Genomic DNA, 16,249 nt, shown 5'->3' with positions numbered 1-16,249 from the left:
GTGCTGGTGTGGCTGTTACCAGGGCACCGTTCCGGCGTCGTCGAAGAATCCGCCGGTCGGTCCGTCGTCGGGCAGGGTTGCGAGGTGAATCGCGATGGCCGCGCCCTGTTGTGGTGTGCGGACGCCTTGGAAGCCGTTGAGGTCGGTGGCGGTGAAGCCGGGGCAGCCGGAGTTGATCAGGATGTTGGTGTCGCTCAGTTCCTTGACGTATTGGATGGTGAGGGCGTTGAGGAAGGTCTTCGATGCCAAGTAGGCGGCGGGAACCGGGCCCATGTCGATGCCGGGGGTGGTTTGCAGAGCGAGCGAGCCGACGCTGCTGGACATGTTGACGATCCGCGGTGATGCCGAGTTGCGCAGCATCGACAGCATCGCGTTGGTGACCCGGATGACGCCGATCACGTTGGTTTCCACGACAGCTCGCACGGTCGCGGGCTCGACCGTGCTCGGTGTCTGTGGCATACCGCCGGTGATCGCGGCATTGTTGACCAGGACGTCGAGCCCTCCGGCATGGCCGGCGATCAGCTCGGCCGCGGCGGCGACACTTTCGTCGTCGGTGACGTCGAGCGGCACGCCGAACGCATCGGTCCCGGCCGCGCGCAGCTTCTCGACCGCGGTGTCGCGGCGTTGTTGATCCCTCGCGCCCACACCGATTCGCCAGCCAAGGGCGCCCAGGCCTGCGGCGATCTCGTATCCGATTCCCTTGTTCGCGCCGGTCACCAGCGCGATCGTCCGTTCACTCATGCCGTCGATCATGTTGCGGACTCGGGTGGGGCGTCCAAGACCGGTCGGGTGGGCGGCGATACCGCACGGGTATTGGTCGTGGTCAGCGCCGAATACGATGAGCTGGTGGAGACGCGGGAGTTGCGATACTTCGTCGCCGTAGCCGAGGAGTTGCACTTCGGGCGGGCGGCACAACGGCTCGCGATGGCGCAACCACCACTGTCGCGGGCGATCCAGCAGCTGGAACGGCGGCTCGGAGTCGTTCTGCTGCACCGCACCGCTCGCGCCGTCGCCTTAACCGAGGCCGGGTCGGTGCTGCTGCGGGAGGCCCGGCTCGCGCTCGACGCGGTCGAAGCCGCCGAGCGCCGCACCCGCCGCGCCGCGGGCGACCAGCCGGGTGTGGTCCTGGCCGCCAAGGCCGGAGCGTCCAGGGAACTGTTGTCGAAGCTTCTGGACGCCTACGCCGCTGAACCGGGCGCCGTGGCCGTCGAGGTGATGCTGTGCGGGCCGGGCGAGCCGGAAAGCCTGCTGCGCACCGGGCGTGCCGATGTTGCTCTGCTCCACCGGCCTTACGACACGACAGCCGGATTCGACACAGAGGATCTGCACACCGAACAGCAGGTCGTGGTCCTGCCCAAGGGTCATCCCCTCGCCAACCGGGCGTATCTGTCGTTAGTCGAGGTCAACACCCAGACGGACCTGCCCCTGCCGCGCTGGCCTGGACGGGATGGCGGCCATCCGGACGGCCCCGGCCCGCAGGTGCGCGACCATACCCAACTGTTCCAACTGATCGCGCTCGGACTGGCCTGCGCCGTCGTACCCGAGTCGCTCCGAGACCAGCTACGCGACGACCACGCCATCGTGCCGGTGCCGGACGCACCGGCCGTCACGACCGTCATCGCCTGGCCGCCACACAGCAGATCCAAAGCCGTCGCCGACCTCGTCCGCACCGCGACACGCCTCTAGCCGATATCCGCTGCAGCACCGCTGTTCGCAGGCCGCACGACTGTACCGAGCATCACCAATGTTTCGGGATGCATCCGGATTCGGGATACATCCGGAAATGCCGCGTGGAATTCGCGGGTTAAGGGTGAGGGCCCCGCGAATACGCGGTGATCGCACCAGCGATTGCCCCCCACGATCGCGCCAACAGCCGTGCTCGGCGCACCTAGTTCAAACGCCGCAAACCAAGCGGTGGGGCGGATAGGCCAAGAGGCCCACGACTAGGCCGACGCAACAACCGGACAGGCCAGCGACGACGGCGCCGACCGCTCCGAAGCGCCCGACCGTCTCTGGCCAATCCGAGGTTCTCCCGCTGGTCACAGCAATATCGCCTTCCGGTCAGCGACTGGCGACAAGATCCGACCGCTCACGCCGGATTGACGAAGTTCAGCCGTGACCACCACCGACGACAACGTCATGGCCAGCAACATCTAGCACACCGAGCGTGACGTGCAGGTCCGGCCGGACGCGGCCCGTTTCGCCGTATTCGGGGTTCAGCCAAGGTAAGCACAAAAGCCGCAATACAAGATCAACAGCGTTGCGGCTCGGGCGCGGACCTGTGTGACATCAGGCCTTGGCGAGGTGGCGATAGATGGTGGGGCGGGTAACGCCGAACTCGTCGGCGATCTGCTGGACGGTGTAGTCGCCGGAGTCGTACATCTCCCGGGCCAGGGCGACCTGGCGGGGCCGAGGGCGGCTTGAGGGGGACCATCCGGGTCGCGCCCGACGGCAGCCGGACCGAGCCACCGCTGAGTTCCACCACCCCGGTTACTACCGGGACCCCCATTCCCGATCGCAGGTGAACCATTGGTGTGTACTATCAGTACACTTCAGATATGAGAGCCATCGTCAAGACTGTGGGCACCATCCTGGTTTCGATCCTCCTCAGCTATCCGCTCTGGGCACCAGAGTGGGGGCGCGGCATCCTGGGCGAGATCGAAGCGCGGGGAATGCCCGGCGGACTGATCGCCGTTGCCGTTTTCTTCGGGCTCGTTGCGCTGTACTGCCGAGCCCTCCAGCGGACGATGACGCTCGTGCGGCCCGATGCCAGGACCGCGTCGCCCACATCGGTCTGGTGGATGTTCGCGATCCCCTACAACTTCACCGAAGATTTCTTCATCGTGCGCGCCGTCTCCACTTCGCTGGCCGCTGACGAGCAGGTGACGAGCGGGTTCATCCGGCGGTGGGCGGCACTCGGATACGGCTGGTGCGCGTTCCAGATCCTGTCGCTCTTTCCGGGGATGGCCGGGTATGTCGGCGGAGCAATCGCCCTCCCGTTGTGGGCGGCACACTGGATCATGACAGCCCGCGCCAATCGCACGCTTGCCACTCGGCAACCAGCCGCTCCGCTCACGCACAGCCTCTAGGAAACCCATGCCGCTGCCCCGCTTCGGCCGACTGCCGGTCGGCACACGAGCCGCCATCCTCGCCGTCGCCCGCGCCCACTTCGCCCGCGACGGCAAGAACGCCGCGTCGTTCAACCAGATCATCGCCGAAGCCGGCATCTCCAAGACCTCCGCCTACCACTACTTCGACGGCAAGGACGACCTCTTCGGCGCCGTAGTCGCCGACGCGGCCGACCGAATGTTCACCGCGCTCGGTCCCTGGATCGACGTGGCAACCGAGGATGAACTGTGGGAGCAGGTGACGGCAGGCACCACACGGCTCATGGCGCACCTGCGCGACCACCCCGATGACCGGGCGGTGCTTGCCGGGCGGCCTCATCCCGGCGGCGACGGCGGCTCCTGGATCCACAGGCTCGTCGCGAACGGCCTGCACATCAACCTGATCGACCCGTACCCGAACGCCGAACTGATCACCGTAGCGACCATCGGTGTCTTCGACGCCCTCGACACCTGGGCACTCGACCATCCGAGTGAGCTCGGCCACTCCGTCACGGACACGCTCACCCTGTTCCTCACACGGCTCTGGAACACCGCCCCCAAGGCGAGGAGTGAGAAATAGGTAGCCAGGGAAAGGACGCGGCCCGGCCTGAGAAGCACAGCGATCCGAAGAGGCGTCGGCAGTGCCGCGCGGTGGGGAAGTGCTGCAAGCAGACGGCGTCCGAGTGGACCGTCCACGATGCCTACATGACCTTGCGTGCCGCACTGAGCAACGCCGTACGGGAGGAGATCCTCACCCGCGACGTCGCGGCGAACGTGAAGATGTCGGTCCCTCGAAAGCGCAAGGTCAAGCCCTGATCCGTCGACGAGGCGCGTGCCTTCCTGGAGTCCGCCCGGACACGTGAGGACCCCATGTGCCCGGCCTACGTCCTGGTCCTGGTCCTGGTCCTGGTCCTGGTCCTGGTGCTGGTGCTGGTGCTGGTGCTGGTGGTCTACGCCTGGGAGAAGCGCTCGGGCTCCGCTGGGAGGATGTCGACCTCGGCAACGCCGAGATGACCATCGGCTGGCAGCTCCAGCGGGTCGCCGGCCAACTGCTCCACCGGCAGGCCAAGACAGACGCCTCGGACGCCACGCTGCCGTTTCCGGAGATCGTGACGGCGGCGCTCCGTGCCCGTCGACGGGCATGCGACGAGGCCCGTGAAGCCGCGGGGAGTCATGGCAGGAGACCGGGCTCGTCTTCACCACCGCGAGCGGGAGACCGGTCGAACCGTCCGACTTCCGGCGCAGCTTCGCCAACGCGTGCGACAAGGCGAAGGTCCGCAAGGTCCACGTGCACGCGACCCGCAAGACCTGCGCGTCTCTGCTCGTCGCGCTCGACGTCCACCCGCGCGTGGCGATGCAGATCCTCCGGCACAGCCAGATCTCGGTCACGATGAACATCTACAGCGAGGTCTCGTCGGAGGAGACCCGCAAGGCGCTCAAACGGCTGGGCAAGCAGCTCGGTTCGTAGCCGTCGCTACACGAAAAAGGCCGCTTCTCGATCACGGGAAGTGGCCTTTGACATGCGATAAGCCGCCATCACGGGCTGGATCTGCCCGTGTCATACCCCCTCACTACGATCAACGCGTGTTTGGCCTGGATCAGGTGCAGTTGATCCTCATCCTCGTGCTCCTTGTGATCGTCGGACTCAGGATTCACCAGTGGAGATCAAGGCGCTCTCTCATCAGAACCGAGCACGTAACCGAACGACCACTCCTGACGAGGGCATCCACAAGAAAGGCGGAAGCCATGAGCAGCCACCTCCGCGCGGTCACAGGCGAGGTGAGTCCCGACTCCGGACTCTTCATCATGGCCGAGGTCGCCGACGGCCGGTTGGCGGGATCGGCGGCTGAAGGGGACATCGAACCACCAGATGATCAGATCGCCGCAGGCGACGGCGGGTTCGTCATCCGGGCGAGGTACACCGACCACGTAGCTCATGTCCGGTTCGAGCTGTGGAACGAGTCTCCACCGGTGGACGCCTGGGAAGAGTTGTGGACCGGGCAACTTCTGTTGAAGTCCGGACTGGTCTGCGTCACAGGTTGGGAGTACGCCGGTCATTCACCCGATGTGGAGTTCGACCTAGGGCAGCGCGATACGACCTGGTCGGCACGGGTGAGCACCAAGATCCTTCAGACTGAACAAGAGGTCGGCTTCCCGCAGGCGATCGCCCGGGTGGAGCTGTACAGAGTCCGGTTCTGGACCTGATGGGCTCGCGTACGGCCGGCCCATCTGAGTCGTTGCTGTATTCCACTGCTGGGCGGATGCGAAAGGCCACTCCCTGATCATGGGAGATGGCCTCTGACGTGGGGTGGGGCGTTCACGAGTATGGCTGAGCAGTGACGATGGCATTTGCGGAAAGATCGCTTCCCAAGGTGCTCGTGATCGTTTCCCAGCCCGAGCATCCAGGGGTTAGCGTGCCAGGTCACGTCCAGCGGGGTGGGGGTACGAGTTGATCTCCGCATGATCCTCCCGGTCCCCGTCTCCTTGCTCGGAGTGATTTGGCGATTGCCCGAGACCTACCACCAGGTAGGCCCCGAGGCGGGGAGCGCCACTTCAAGTTCTACGAGCTACGGGACAACCTCGTCCGTGATGCGCCCGCAGTGGCCGCACACCGTCAGCACCCTTCACCACGGTCGCCACACGTGCTCGGACGCGCCCGCCGACGGCCACATCGGCCGGGAAACAACGAGATCCCGTCCGATCGAGGTGATCGGACGGGATCTCGTCAACTTCCTTCAGGCCATCTCAAGAACAACCCCTTGCGGGGTGTCCACGAGTGGGTGTGAGCCGGCCGGTTGAGAGGGGCTGGGAGATCGCTTCCCGGAGAACGGTTGATCGTTTCCCAGGCGCGGAGCACTGGGAGCGAGGTCAGTGTGCGGCGCCGGGCGTGCGGACTCTTGCATAAGGGCGGGCTTGGTCAAACCATTTGCTGGTCAGCCTTGCTCCTGACGTAGAGACGCTCGGCCGACAGCTAGCGCTCGCGGTGTAGCGCCTCGGCTTCAGAGCTGGCTCAGTCCTGGCACTCCCAGCGGGTGTGCCGGACGTCGCGCACCCCGAGATCGTTTCATAGGAGTGTTTCATGCGACTATCCGTTCGCATCGACTCATGAAGCAGTGTCCGCCCTGGACGCGGCCGGTCACGGGCGGTGTTTCATAGGTAGTCGCTTACGAAACAACCAGACGTCGGCTGTTCGCCCAGGCTCCGCGAAGCGCGGCACCGCTCTGCGCACCTTCGCCGGACGCAGGTGACGCGCTTCAGGCCCCGGGAGTGGACCCGGCGTCGTGGACCACCGCCCATCGGCCGAGCGCGCGAAGCTGCTCGCGCAGGGAACGGCCCCGCACGGTCAGCGTGTACTCCACGCGCGCCGGGACCGGGCCGTACGGCGTGCGGCGGACGTATCCGGCCTCTTCCAGGGACCGCAGCGTTCGGGTCAGCATCCGGCGGCTGATGCCCTCGATCGATCGGTCCAGTTCGTTGAAGCCGTGGCCGCGTTCGGCGAGCAGGCGCAGGATGGCCAGGCTCCATTTGTCGCCGATGGTGCGCAGCACACCCGTCACCGGGCACGCCTCGTAGGCAGCCGTCGTGACGACGGGCGAGGCCGACTCGTCAGTGGACATGAATGTGCCTTCTTCCGGCCTTCGGCGAGGTGCCCGAGGATCAGCATATGCACACGATCGAGCTGGGCCGGGTCTCGGTGACCCGGATCCCGCACTTCGGCAACGGGCCGTTGCCGCCCGCTGAGTTCTTCCCGGGCACCGATCCGGACCTGTGGCAGGCGAACCGGACCTGGCTCGTCCCTCGCCACTGGGATGAGGATGCGGACCGGGTACGGGTGAAGGTGCAGACCTGGCTGCTGCGCAGCGCGGGCCGCACCATCGTCATAGACACCGGCCTTGCCGCCGGGACCGTCCAACCGGGCGGCGTCCCGCTGACGGCCTCGCTCATCGCCGCCGGGGTGGCGCCGGCGGACGTCGATCTCGTCATCTGCACCCACCTGCACGCCGACCACGTCGGAGGCAACACCTCACCGGACGGCAACGGAGCGTTGGTCCCGGCGTTCCCCCACGCCCGCTACCTGTTCTCGCGTCCCGACCTCGACTTCTTCGACCCGCGTACGCTCACCGAGGAGCCCGGCCGCAGCGCCGCCGTTTACGAGCAATCGATCGCCCCCATCCTCCAGTCGGGACAGGCCCAGATTTGGGACGACTCGTACACCATCGACGAGAACCTGCGGCTCACCCTCGCGCCCGGCCACACTCCCGGTCACGGCGTGCTGACGCTCGAATCGGACGGCGACAGGGCGGTCTTCGCGGGAGATCTCCTGCATTCACCCGTGCAGGTCCTGGCGCCCGAGGTGTCGAGCTGCTTCTGCCACGACCCGGCGGGGGCGGCCCGCACGCGCGCGTCGACCCTCGCATGGGCCGCCGACCACAAGGCGCTCGTGATCCCGGCGCATTTCGGCGGCGCGGGAGCGGTGGAGGTCGAAAGAGACGGCTCCCGATTCGCCGTACGGCGCTGGAGGGGCTTCCCCGACACATGACCGGCCACGGCCGATCGGGCGGTTCGAGGGCGGATGCTCACGTGGAGATCCCTTGCGCTTCGAACGTCCGCTCACAATAGACCTCGCCGGAGACGATGTGCTGCTGGGCGAGGGGTGTCCGGGCTGCTGACCTAATTCGCCCTCAGGGTGCCGGCCGGGGCGGTCAGCGGCACCGTCCCGGCGACGGTCTGCCCCTGCTGTCGGCGCGGCGGCTGCGCTCCAACCGGATCGTGGAGCTGCTGGCCGCCCGCATCGACACGGTGGTGGCCGCCGCCTGGGACGACGACAACCCCGAACACCGGCGCAAGCGCGACCTCCTGCAGGGCATCGTGACCCGCCTTGTCCTCATTTCCGTCCGCCGCGCCAAGGCCGCGGCTACCTCAAGCACTACGGCGGCGACGTCGGTATCGACACCACCGCCGTCCCCACCTGGGCCAAGCCACCGCGCACCGGCAAAGGTCTGGCCTCGATCGAGATCAACGCGGGCTGGCACTACAGCGCCGGAGACGGCCCACCCACCTTCGGCTACAGCGCCACCCTGTCGTTGGCCGCCCGAACCCGCACTGCTCCTGGACGGCGCTCTGACCTGCCCGCTGACGCCCGCCCCGCTGCTGAACGCCACCACCGGCCTGGCCGACAGGGGGTGTTCACGAGTGGCCCTGACCTGCGGACGAGTCAGGGAATCGTTGATCGCTTCCCAGGATGAAGACGATCCTTTCCCGGCCGGCCCTGCATTCAAGGCCCGGGTGGGTGCCAGGAGGGATCGCTGATGCGCGAGTGCCGCGCCTGGAACCAATCGGTGGCGATGTCGGTTTCGGTGATCCGTCCGATCAGCGCCAAGGCGGAGCTGACGCTCTCGTCCGCCTCCACGGGGTCGACGTCGTCATCGGCGATCTGGAAGCGCAGCCCCTCCATCAGGTGGTCGAGCGCATGTGGATCATCGCCGAACCTCCGATCAGGCCAGTTTGGCTCGAAGGAGACGATCATGCGCCCGTCGCGGGCGTACTTGAAGTATTCCCTGCCGTGGATGTTCATGCTGAAGCTGAGGGCCTGACGGCCACCCTGGGTGACGGACAGCAGAGACGCGTCATCGTCGAAGAGCGCCGGCACGATGCCGATCCAGCCGTTGACCTCGGCCACCCAGCGAGAGCCGTCGTCGAGGTGGTGGTCGAGGATCTCGCTCAGGTAGCAGGGGGTGCGGGTGGCGAGGTCCAGGTGGAAGGCCGGGGCGAGGGTGTCGAGGTCCGCGCCCTTGATCCACAGGGCGTTGAATCCCAGCATCCAAAGGTCGTCCTCATCGAGTCCCTCGGTGAAGATCGTCGAGACCAGAAGGTCGTACAGGTAGGTCCGTGACTACATGGCCGCCTCTCGGAGAGAAGGGGCATCCCGCAAGATGCCCCTTCCGGGTCTTCACAAATAGGGCTTGCCTGGGGTGCAAGAGGGGTTGAGGAGATCGTTTCCCGAGGAAAGGATGACCGCTTCCCGCGTGCGGCGCCGGTTCGTGCAGCCGGTACGGCGTGTTCCCGGCGAGCCGGGCGGCGACCTGGTCCAGGGGGAGCGCTCGTCCATCGTCGGGGACCACCGCCGTCCAGCACATGCCCACGTCGAGCCACTGCGCGCTGTTCATCAGTCGCCGGTAGTACTCGCGCAGGTCGGCGGTCGGCGGCTGTCCGGTGTTCAAGCAGGGCCCTTTCGCTCGGCGGGAACAGATCGTCGAGATCATTCCAGAGACGCGGCGGAACCGGCCAGGCCATGCGCGCCCATGGCTTTCCACTGACTCTGCGGGGCCCAGTAAAGGATCTTGCAGTCTTGGGGTCAGCGATGCCATTGCCGACTACAACATGGAATTACATATACGCATTTAGTGATGACACCGGTTCCATGAGTGCTGCGAAGGAGGAGATGGTGGCGGCGCTGCTGGCAAGGATGAAGCAGGCCGAGGAGGCCGCACGGCAGCAATGCGCCGAGCTGTCCCCAACCGCCCGACGAGCACGGTTACGAGCCCGGAAACGAGGAGAGCCCGCCCGATCCACACGATCAGACGAGCACTCGTGACACATGATCAGGCCATCTCAAGAACAGCGCGGGGTGGAGCCTAGGAGATTCGAACTCCTGACATCCTGCTTGCAAAGCAGGCGCTCTGCCAACTGAGCTAAGGCCCCGAGATTCAAGTCGCCGACCCAAGCACATGCCCGCATACGACTTGCTTCAGTCGTACACCGTAGCAACAGGACTCGCCTCCGCGCTACTTGGCCCGCTCGCTCGCGCCCGCGCTCACGGCGGCCTGGGCACCGCATGGACGGGCCGGCCCTCCGCTTACGCTCCGACCGTTACCGCCATTCAGGGCATTTCTTTTAAGGTTTTCAATTTTATCTTAAAACGGTCCAAATTCTGTTAGCTTGACGGTCCGATCCCCTCAGGCATCAGGAGAGCGCCATATGAGAAGAAGCGTCACGACGATCACTTTTGCCGCCGTGGTCGCATTCGCCGCCACGGGCTTCGCGTTTCCGGCCGACGCTCGACAGGCGATGCCGGAGGGGGCGGCCCGGGTCAAGGTGAAGAAAGTCATAGATGGCGACACCCTGCTTGTTCTCCTCGGGCGCAAGGAGATGAAGGTCCGGGTGCTGGAGGTGAATGCGCCGGGCGGGAAGGAATGTTGGGGGAAGGAGGCCACCGCGCGGACGGCCAAGCTGCTGCCGGTCGGCTCCACGGCGTACACGCTGGCCGACAGGAAGCCGCAAGACGGAAACGGCCTCGAACTTCTCTATATCTGGAATTCCGGAGGGGTTTTCGTGAATAACGACCTCATTCGGTACGGCTATGCCAAATGGAAATCGATGAGACCGAACGACCGTTTCACCGAAGAACTCAAGAAGGAGCAGGGAAAAGCGATCAGGGAACGGCTACGGGTCTGGTCCGGGAGATGCGGTGGCATGGCCACCCCGGCACCGACGCCAACACCGACCAAGGCTCCGAACCCACCGAAGCCGACCCCCGCCCCGACGCCGACCAAGGCTCCGAACCCACCGAAACCCACCCCCACGCCGAGCGACACGGGAAACGGTGGCAACGACCCGCGTTTCCGAACCTGCGGTGAGGCGAATGCCGCAGGCTACGGGCCCTACCGGCGCGGGGTGGACCCCGAATACGCCTGGTACCAGGATCGCGACGGAGACGGCCTGGTCTGCGAGCGCTGAGTCTCGCAGCGGCCGGATCCGCCAGATCCCGGGGTGGCCGGGTCGCCGCCTCGGGATCGGAGATGACTGGTCGGCGGCCCGACGGCACGCGGAGGATCGACCGGGCCGCCGGACACACTAACCTTCAGGACCTTCAGGACGGACCTTAGAACCTTCGGTGCCTTCAGGACGGACCTTCAGAACCTTTCGGTGCTTCGGGCCCGCTTCAGAGGGCGGAGGCGCCTACCGGCGACTCCAGCCGGTCACCGCCGAGCACCAGCCTGGGGAGGTCGGCGAGGGAGTCCAGGATGTGCGTGGCGCCGCCCTTGAGAAGGCGTTCCTTGCTGTGCACCCCGGTCAGGACGCCCGCGACGACCGACGCGCCGGAGCGGCGGCCGGAGAGCATGTCGCTCTCGGAGTCACCGACCACGGCGACCTGACGGACGTCTTCGATGCCGAGTCGCAGAACCGCGGCCAGGACCATGTCGGGCATGGGCCTGCCACGTCCGGCGTCTTCCGGGCACAGCGCCAGGTCGACCTTGTCAGACCAGCTCAGGGCGGTCAGCACCCGGCTGAGCGTGGTCCGGCTGAAGCCGGTGGTGAGACAGATCTTGACGTCGGCGGCACGGAGCTTCTCCAGTGCCTCGACGGTGCCGGGCGGCGGGGTCAGGCCCGCGCGTCCGATGGCGCCCTCGTAGGAACGCTCGAAGGTCAGGTTGGCCGCCTGGGCCTGGGCCTCGTTGTCGGGGAAGATGCCCCGGAAGACCTCGATCGTCGGGCAGCCCCGGGACCGGTGCACGTGCACCATGGCACGTGCGTACGCACCGGTCCCGGGCACGATGCCCTGCGTGGCGATCGCCTCGGCGAACGCCCGTTCGACCATGGCGATATCACCGATCGTGGTGCCTGCCAGATCCAGACAGGCGAGCTTGATGGTTGTTACTCCCCCACCATGGGCAAGGACCATGAAAGCACCCGAATCGGTAGCCGCGTTGTTCAGTTCTCGCTGCCGGTGGCCTCAGTCCACAGGTCCAGCTCGGCGCGATCCGCCTGCACCTTGCGCCAGACCAGCAGTCCCCCAAGCGCGACCAGCGCCAGAACGAGCAGCTTCTTCACGGTGTGACCCCACTTCTTGACGGTCTCACCTGCCGGGGTGAGACAACGCCCGGTTCCAACGGTTCCCTGCAGCCTAGCAAGGGATCGGGCCATGATCTGGTTTGGACGGTAAGCCAACGTGGCAAATCCCGGCCAACCAGGTGATTTTAATCATGGTGCTGTACGGCTCGCATCCGGCTGAACGCGATCCGCGACGAGTTCGACCTCGAAGCCGTCCTCGTTCTCAAGATAACCCGCGTATTGGTCGGTTCCGCCCGCGTGGGGATGCCGATCGGCGAACATCAACGACCATCCGTGCTCCGCCGCCGCCGCGACCAGCGCATCCACCCGCTCTGTCCCGATCACCCGGAACGCCAGATGATTCAGACCCGGTCGGCATCGATCGTGAGAGGAGGCGGTCAGGGCGGGCGACTGCTCGACGACGACGTACACACCGTCCAGCGCCCAGCTCCGGCCGTTCTTCCACTCCTGGAAGGTCTGGTATCCCATCTCCTCCAACAGCCATCCCCAGGACTTCACCGCTCGATCGAGGTCGGGCACCCAGAGCTCAACGTGATGCAGCATTTCCCCATCCTTCCATCCGTTGTCGGCGGCAGGTCCCTCCTGCCCGTCGGCCTCGAACTCCGGTTGTAAGGGAACGCGGGCGGAGACGATCAGCCGTTCCGGACGAGGTCGGCGTAGTCGGTATGACGCTCGAGCCAGGCCTTCACGAACGAGCAGCTTGGCACGATCTTCACGTCCTCGGCACGGGCCGCGTCCAGCGCAGTGCGGACGAGCGCGCCGCCCACTCCCTTGCCTTCGAACTCCGGATCGACCTCGGTGTGGGTGTAGATGATGACGCCATGGCGGCGGACGAGTTCCAGCCGCCCCGCGTACTTGCCGTCGGCCTCCGCCTCGAAGTGGTCGCCGCCGGGCGAGAGCTTCACATCGACCTGCATGGAGCCTCCTTCATCTGGCCGCCGGACGGCGGCGCATCGATCAGCTGATCTCGAACGGCATACATTCCCGACAGGTCCGCTACATGCGCGGGCAGGACCGGTCGACGGTTCGACGGCGTGTCGTGACGTCTCCCGGCGTGTCGGCCGAGGAAGGCCCCGCACGCGAGCCCAGGCACGGCACCACCTGGTGCAACGGCGGCGATCCGCTCCGCGTACGCCTCGGAAAAGGGATCCAACGAAATTATGTCGGATAAGTAAACTGAGGACGATCGCAGCGGCGCCGTTCCAGCTGACCATCGCGAGCTGGTCGGCGCCCGTCGGATTCTCGCGATGACACCGCCGTGCCGCCCTCTTTCGCCCCTCGACCGTCTGCAGAGGTTCCCCTGTGAGCACCGCCGTCCATGTCACCGCTGTGTCCGACGCCACTCCGCAAGACGTGTCGCTGCTGGCCCTGGCCGGTGAGCTCGACTACACCAACGCCGAGCGGCTCCATCACGATCTTCAGGAAGCCATCGGCCGCGAGTCGCGCGACCTCGTCATCGACCTGAGCGATCTGGCCTTCTGCGACTCCACCGGAATCCAGATCTTCCTGAACATCCGCAAGCTCGTCCACGACCGCGGCCGCGACATCGCCCTGGCCGGATTGCAGCCCCGCCTGGAAAGGCTCTTCCATCTGACCGGGCTCATCCATGCCTTCGACATCCAGCCCACCGTGGGCGAGGCCGTCGAGGCCCTGCGATCGCACCCGTCGCCGTCCTGAAATCCCGTACGGACGGGGTTAGCATGTCTCCCGTCTGCGCGTCGGGCTCGGGCGCCGGCCGGTGCGCGCACCTGTTGCGGACACCTCGACGGATATTCCGTTCGCCCGCACGGTCGTAAGTTGGCAATGACCGGGCAGGTGTTTAGCATCATGTAACTCGTCAGCAACGCCCTGATTCTGGAGCGAGTCGGCTCGCCTCCCGGTGACTGCCAGACAAGGCGACGTCAAGGGGGTGTCGTGACCGGCGACCACGGTCAGCACTGGCCGATCGACGACGATCTCACCGGCCTGCGGCAACGTCTCCTTCAGCATGCCGCTCAGGCCGGTATGAAGGGCGAGCGTCTGGACGATCTGCTCCTCGCCGCCAACGAGGCCGTCATCAACGTCCTGGAGCACGGCGGCGGCAAGGGCACGCTGAGCATCTGGCACAACGACACCTGCATCACCGTGGACGTCGTCGACGCCGCCGGTAATCTGGCTCCCCGGGACATCCCGCCGGAGCGTCCCACGGGCACGGTGCGCGGCTTCGGCCTGTGGCTGATGAGCCAGTTGTGCGACGAGTTCAGCATCGAGCAGAGCGAAGGGGAGTCACGCGTCCGCCTGCGGATGCGCCTGCACCCCACTCCCATCCTGTAGCTCTCACCAGAGGCTTCTGTAGCTCTCGCCGGAGGCCTCAGGCCAGGCCCTGACGGACGCGCGCGGGCCGTCTGCCGCGCATATGGGACGCGCGTATCGGAGGACACCTGTACGGCAGGCGCGTACAGGACGCGTACGGGAGGACACCTGTACGGCAGGCGCGCACGGATCGTCCCGGCCGGTGCACGGCCGATATATCGATCGTCTCGGCCGGACTCCGTCGATATCCTCACCGGCACCTCGAATGATCGACGCAAGGAGCCGCCATGATCCGTTACACCGACGCCGTCGACACGATCGACGCCGATCGCCTCACGGGCTTCTTCGTCGGCTGGCCGACTCCCGCCTCGCCCGAGCAGCATCTGGCCGTCCTGCGGGGAAGTTACCGAGCGGTCGTCGCCGTCGACGAGGAGACGAACCGCGTCGTCGGGTTCGTCAACATGATCAGTGACGGCGTTCTGACCGCGTTCGTCCCCTGGCTGGAGGTCCTCCCCGAATACCAGGGCCGGGGGATCGGGTCCGAGCTGATGCGGCGGGTTCTCGCCGACACCGAACATCTCTACTCCGTCGATCTCCTTTGCGAGGCGCCGCTCCAGCCCTACTACGAGCGTTTCGGCATGCTGCGCGTCCCGGGCATGACCCTTCTGCACCGCTCTGCCCTCAAAGGCTGAGACCCTCCCGCCATCGCCGTACGGCTCCCACCGGTCAGATACGAACCTTTGCCTGCGCCGGAGATCAACCCACAGGTCAGCGGGGGATGAGGAGCTTATCGTCTGTGCGCTGGGGGGATTCGATGGGCCTTCTTAGGGTGAGCCGGGTCGGCGTGGTGGTCGCGGCGGCGGGCGCCGTACTCGCCGGATGCATGCCGTGGCAGGGTGAAGAACCGCAGGACAAGAAAGACGCGGGGGTCGCCGCCAAGGCGTCGGCGGCCGCGGCCGGGCAGGCGGCCCTCCTCAAGACCAAGCTGGCGGCGGCCGCGAAGGTCCACGCCAACGAACTGGGCCAGATTCCCGTTCTCATGTACCACCGGGTGGTGGACAAGCCGTCCACCCAGGACGACCGCACCCCCCAGCAGTTCCGCACGGAGCTGGAACGGCTGGCCCAGGAGGACTACGTCCCCATCACCGCGGCCGAGTACGTCACCGGGCACATCGACATCCCCGCCGGACGGCATCCGGTCGTCCTCACCTTCGACGATTCGTCTCCCTCGCAGTTCGACCTGGACGGGATGGGCGCGCCCAAGCCGCAGACCGCCGTCGCCATCCTCCAGGAGGTCGCCCAGCGCCATCCGGGGTTCCGCCCGGTGGCCACGTTCTACGTGACACGCGACATGTTCGGGAAGGCGACCCCGGAAGAGCAGGCCCAGATGCTGATGTGGCTGCGGGACAAGGGGTTCGACATCGGCAACCACACCCGCGACCACAAGAGCCTGCGCGGCAAACCCCAGCAGCAGGTGAACGCCGAGGTCGTCGCGGGCCATGAGCTCATCACCAAGCTGATCAACAGTGGCCCGGTCACGCTGGCCCTGCCGTACGGCAACCAGCCGAACCAGAAGGAGTGGGGCCTCAAGGGCGCCTCGGGTGGCGTCTCCTACGACTACGGCGGGGTCTTCCTCGCCGGATACACCCCGGCGCTGTCGCCGTTCAGCAAGAAGTTCGATCCGCTCGGCATCCCGCGCATCCGTTCGATGGACAAGACCGGCGACTGCGCGAAGTTCTGCTCCACCGCCTGGCTCGACTGGCTGAAGACCAACGGCGACGAGCGCTACACCTCTGACGGCGACGTGAAGACGGTCGCCTTCCCGAAGTTCAAGACGCCCTTCATGATCAAGCGTTACACCGACCGTGCCCTCGCCTACTGAGCGGGCCCGCTGAGGCCACCGGGCCTGTTGAACGCCTGATCGCTGATCGGCTGGACACCTGATCGGCTGGTCGGCTGGTCGGATCGGGACGGCCGCCGTGAGGTTGCGAGGAACG

General features: G+C 66.3%; 19 protein-coding genes, 1 tRNA gene and 1 pseudogene. 12 read left to right on the top strand and 9 right to left on the bottom strand.

From position 1 onward, the window contains the following. Positions 1–15: 15 nt before the first annotated feature. On the bottom strand, positions 16–753 hold the full coding sequence (locus tag ACQPYK_RS00380) for an SDR family NAD(P)-dependent oxidoreductase (protein WP_433248359.1): 738 nt from the start codon (positions 751–753) through the stop codon (positions 16–18). Positions 754–789: 36 nt separating this feature from the next. On the opposite strand from ACQPYK_RS00380, the gene ACQPYK_RS00375 reads away from it, so the two are divergent. Continuing rightward, positions 790–1,686: a LysR family transcriptional regulator gene (locus tag ACQPYK_RS00375; RefSeq protein ID WP_433248356.1), complete on the top strand. Its 897-nt coding sequence runs from the start codon at positions 790–792 to the stop codon at positions 1,684–1,686. Between the two features lie 603 nt (positions 1,687–2,289). Here the strand turns inward: ACQPYK_RS00375 and ACQPYK_RS00370 are convergent. Next, positions 2,290–2,469 (bottom strand): helix-turn-helix domain-containing protein, encoded by a 180-nt coding sequence (locus tag ACQPYK_RS00370; RefSeq protein WP_433248353.1) that lies wholly within the window; start codon positions 2,467–2,469, stop codon positions 2,290–2,292. An 89-nt stretch (positions 2,470–2,558) separates the two neighbouring features. On the opposite strand from ACQPYK_RS00370, the gene ACQPYK_RS00365 reads away from it, so the two are divergent. From ACQPYK_RS00365 to ACQPYK_RS00345, 5 genes and pseudogenes are all read left to right on the top strand, one after another. Continuing rightward, positions 2,559–3,089, top strand: a complete 531-nt coding sequence (locus ACQPYK_RS00365) for a hypothetical protein (RefSeq protein ID WP_433248350.1) — start codon at positions 2,559–2,561, stop codon at positions 3,087–3,089. 7 nt (positions 3,090–3,096) lie between these two features. Next, a complete protein-coding gene (locus ACQPYK_RS00360; protein ID WP_433248347.1) occupies positions 3,097–3,687 on the top strand; it encodes a TetR/AcrR family transcriptional regulator in 591 nt (196 codons plus the stop codon). A 290-nt stretch (positions 3,688–3,977) separates the two neighbouring features. Continuing rightward, the gene (locus ACQPYK_RS00355) at positions 3,978–4,121 is read left to right on the top strand and encodes a hypothetical protein (RefSeq protein WP_433248344.1); all 144 of its coding nucleotides are present in this window, start codon (positions 3,978–3,980) and stop codon (positions 4,119–4,121) included. Positions 4,122–4,344: 223 nt separating this feature from the next. Beyond that, a pseudogene (locus ACQPYK_RS00350) lies at positions 4,345–4,575 on the top strand (tyrosine-type recombinase/integrase); the annotation flags it as partial. A gap of 116 nt (positions 4,576–4,691) precedes the next feature. Next, positions 4,692–5,312 carry a hypothetical protein gene (locus ACQPYK_RS00345; RefSeq protein ID WP_433248341.1) on the top strand — a complete coding sequence of 207 codons (621 nt, stop codon included), beginning with the start codon at positions 4,692–4,694 and terminating at the stop codon, positions 5,310–5,312. Between the two features lie 1,049 nt (positions 5,313–6,361). Here the strand turns inward: ACQPYK_RS00345 and ACQPYK_RS00340 are convergent. Then, on the bottom strand, positions 6,362–6,724 hold the full coding sequence (locus tag ACQPYK_RS00340; RefSeq protein WP_433248338.1) for a winged helix-turn-helix transcriptional regulator: 363 nt from the start codon (positions 6,722–6,724) through the stop codon (positions 6,362–6,364). Positions 6,725–6,771: 47 nt separating this feature from the next. Between ACQPYK_RS00340 and ACQPYK_RS00335 the strand changes: the two genes are divergently transcribed. Beyond that, positions 6,772–7,647: an MBL fold metallo-hydrolase gene (locus tag ACQPYK_RS00335; RefSeq protein WP_433248335.1), complete on the top strand. Its 876-nt coding sequence runs from the start codon at positions 6,772–6,774 to the stop codon at positions 7,645–7,647. Between the two features lie 735 nt (positions 7,648–8,382). On the opposite strand, the gene ACQPYK_RS00330 is transcribed toward ACQPYK_RS00335, so the two are convergent. Both ACQPYK_RS00330 and ACQPYK_RS00325 read right to left on the bottom strand, forming a co-directional pair. Beyond that, on the bottom strand, positions 8,383–8,928 hold the full coding sequence (locus ACQPYK_RS00330) for a DUF6461 domain-containing protein (protein WP_433248332.1): 546 nt from the start codon (positions 8,926–8,928) through the stop codon (positions 8,383–8,385). An 808-nt stretch (positions 8,929–9,736) separates the two neighbouring features. Beyond that, a tRNA-Ala gene (locus ACQPYK_RS00325) sits at positions 9,737–9,809 on the bottom strand. 276 nt (positions 9,810–10,085) lie between these two features. Here ACQPYK_RS00325 and ACQPYK_RS00320 point away from each other — a divergent pair. Continuing rightward, on the top strand, positions 10,086–10,844 hold the full coding sequence (locus tag ACQPYK_RS00320) for a thermonuclease family protein (protein ID WP_433248329.1): 759 nt from the start codon (positions 10,086–10,088) through the stop codon (positions 10,842–10,844). 205 nt (positions 10,845–11,049) lie between these two features. On the opposite strand, the gene ACQPYK_RS00315 is transcribed toward ACQPYK_RS00320, so the two are convergent. The 4 genes from ACQPYK_RS00315 to ACQPYK_RS00300 form a co-directional block, all read right to left on the bottom strand. After that, positions 11,050–11,790 (bottom strand): HAD-IA family hydrolase, encoded by a 741-nt coding sequence (locus ACQPYK_RS00315; RefSeq protein ID WP_433248326.1) that lies wholly within the window; start codon positions 11,788–11,790, stop codon positions 11,050–11,052. A gap of 29 nt (positions 11,791–11,819) precedes the next feature. After that, positions 11,820–11,939, bottom strand: coding sequence for a DLW-39 family protein (locus tag ACQPYK_RS00310; protein ID WP_211264163.1), 120 nt, complete (start codon positions 11,937–11,939; stop codon positions 11,820–11,822). Between the two features lie 150 nt (positions 11,940–12,089). Further along, positions 12,090–12,503 carry a VOC family protein gene (locus ACQPYK_RS00305; protein ID WP_433248323.1) on the bottom strand — a complete coding sequence of 138 codons (414 nt, stop codon included), beginning with the start codon at positions 12,501–12,503 and terminating at the stop codon, positions 12,090–12,092. Between the two features lie 89 nt (positions 12,504–12,592). Further along, positions 12,593–12,877 carry a GNAT family N-acetyltransferase gene (locus ACQPYK_RS00300; protein WP_433248320.1) on the bottom strand — a complete coding sequence of 95 codons (285 nt, stop codon included), beginning with the start codon at positions 12,875–12,877 and terminating at the stop codon, positions 12,593–12,595. A 385-nt stretch (positions 12,878–13,262) separates the two neighbouring features. Here ACQPYK_RS00300 and ACQPYK_RS00295 point away from each other — a divergent pair, with 385 nt between their 5' ends. From ACQPYK_RS00295 to ACQPYK_RS00280, 4 genes are all read left to right on the top strand, one after another. Next, positions 13,263–13,637, top strand: a complete 375-nt coding sequence (locus ACQPYK_RS00295) for an STAS domain-containing protein (protein ID WP_433248317.1) — start codon at positions 13,263–13,265, stop codon at positions 13,635–13,637. A 237-nt stretch (positions 13,638–13,874) separates the two neighbouring features. Further along, complete coding sequence (locus tag ACQPYK_RS00290) at positions 13,875–14,273, top strand: ATP-binding protein (protein ID WP_433248314.1); 399 nt, start codon at positions 13,875–13,877, stop codon at positions 14,271–14,273. 266 nt (positions 14,274–14,539) lie between these two features. After that, positions 14,540–14,944 carry a GNAT family N-acetyltransferase gene (locus tag ACQPYK_RS00285; RefSeq protein WP_433248311.1) on the top strand — a complete coding sequence of 135 codons (405 nt, stop codon included), beginning with the start codon at positions 14,540–14,542 and terminating at the stop codon, positions 14,942–14,944. A gap of 122 nt (positions 14,945–15,066) precedes the next feature. Continuing rightward, positions 15,067–16,134: a polysaccharide deacetylase family protein gene (locus tag ACQPYK_RS00280; RefSeq protein WP_433248308.1), complete on the top strand. Its 1,068-nt coding sequence runs from the start codon at positions 15,067–15,069 to the stop codon at positions 16,132–16,134. Positions 16,135–16,249: the final 115 nt, after the last annotated feature.

The sequence above is a fragment of the Streptosporangium sp. CA-135522 genome, from assembly GCF_050949235.1.
In the GTDB taxonomy this organism is placed as follows: domain Bacteria; phylum Actinomycetota; class Actinomycetes; order Streptosporangiales; family Streptosporangiaceae; genus Streptosporangium.
Note: the sequence above shows the minus strand (reverse complement) of the source record. Positions and strands in the feature narration are given on the sequence as shown.

What these genes read in the sequence shown, in the direction of transcription:
- ACQPYK_RS00335 (WP_433248335.1), top strand. Translation starts at nt 6,772, where the DNA reads ATGCACACGATCGAGCTGGGCCGGGTCTCGGTGACCCGGATCCCGCAC.
- ACQPYK_RS00280 (WP_433248308.1), top strand. Translation starts at nt 15,067, where the DNA reads ATGGGCCTTCTTAGGGTGAGCCGGGTCGGCGTGGTGGTCGCGGCGGCG.
- ACQPYK_RS00320 (WP_433248329.1), top strand. Translation starts at nt 10,086, where the DNA reads ATGAGAAGAAGCGTCACGACGATCACTTTTGCCGCCGTGGTCGCATTC.
- ACQPYK_RS00355 (WP_433248344.1), top strand. Translation starts at nt 3,978, where the DNA reads ATGTGCCCGGCCTACGTCCTGGTCCTGGTCCTGGTCCTGGTCCTGGTC.
- ACQPYK_RS00330 (WP_433248332.1), bottom strand. Translation starts at nt 8,928, where the DNA reads ATGCTGGGATTCAACGCCCTGTGGATCAAGGGCGCGGACCTCGACACC.
- ACQPYK_RS00315 (WP_433248326.1), bottom strand. Translation starts at nt 11,790, where the DNA reads ATGGTCCTTGCCCATGGTGGGGGAGTAACAACCATCAAGCTCGCCTGT.
- ACQPYK_RS00340 (WP_433248338.1), bottom strand. Translation starts at nt 6,724, where the DNA reads ATGTCCACTGACGAGTCGGCCTCGCCCGTCGTCACGACGGCTGCCTAC.
- ACQPYK_RS00300 (WP_433248320.1), bottom strand. Translation starts at nt 12,877, where the DNA reads ATGCAGGTCGATGTGAAGCTCTCGCCCGGCGGCGACCACTTCGAGGCG.
- ACQPYK_RS00360 (WP_433248347.1), top strand. Translation starts at nt 3,097, where the DNA reads ATGCCGCTGCCCCGCTTCGGCCGACTGCCGGTCGGCACACGAGCCGCC.
- ACQPYK_RS00305 (WP_433248323.1), bottom strand. Translation starts at nt 12,503, where the DNA reads ATGCTGCATCACGTTGAGCTCTGGGTGCCCGACCTCGATCGAGCGGTG.
- ACQPYK_RS00365 (WP_433248350.1), top strand. Translation starts at nt 2,559, where the DNA reads ATGAGAGCCATCGTCAAGACTGTGGGCACCATCCTGGTTTCGATCCTC.
- ACQPYK_RS00380 (WP_433248359.1), bottom strand. Translation starts at nt 753, where the DNA reads ATGATCGACGGCATGAGTGAACGGACGATCGCGCTGGTGACCGGCGCG.
- ACQPYK_RS00285 (WP_433248311.1), top strand. Translation starts at nt 14,540, where the DNA reads ATGATCCGTTACACCGACGCCGTCGACACGATCGACGCCGATCGCCTC.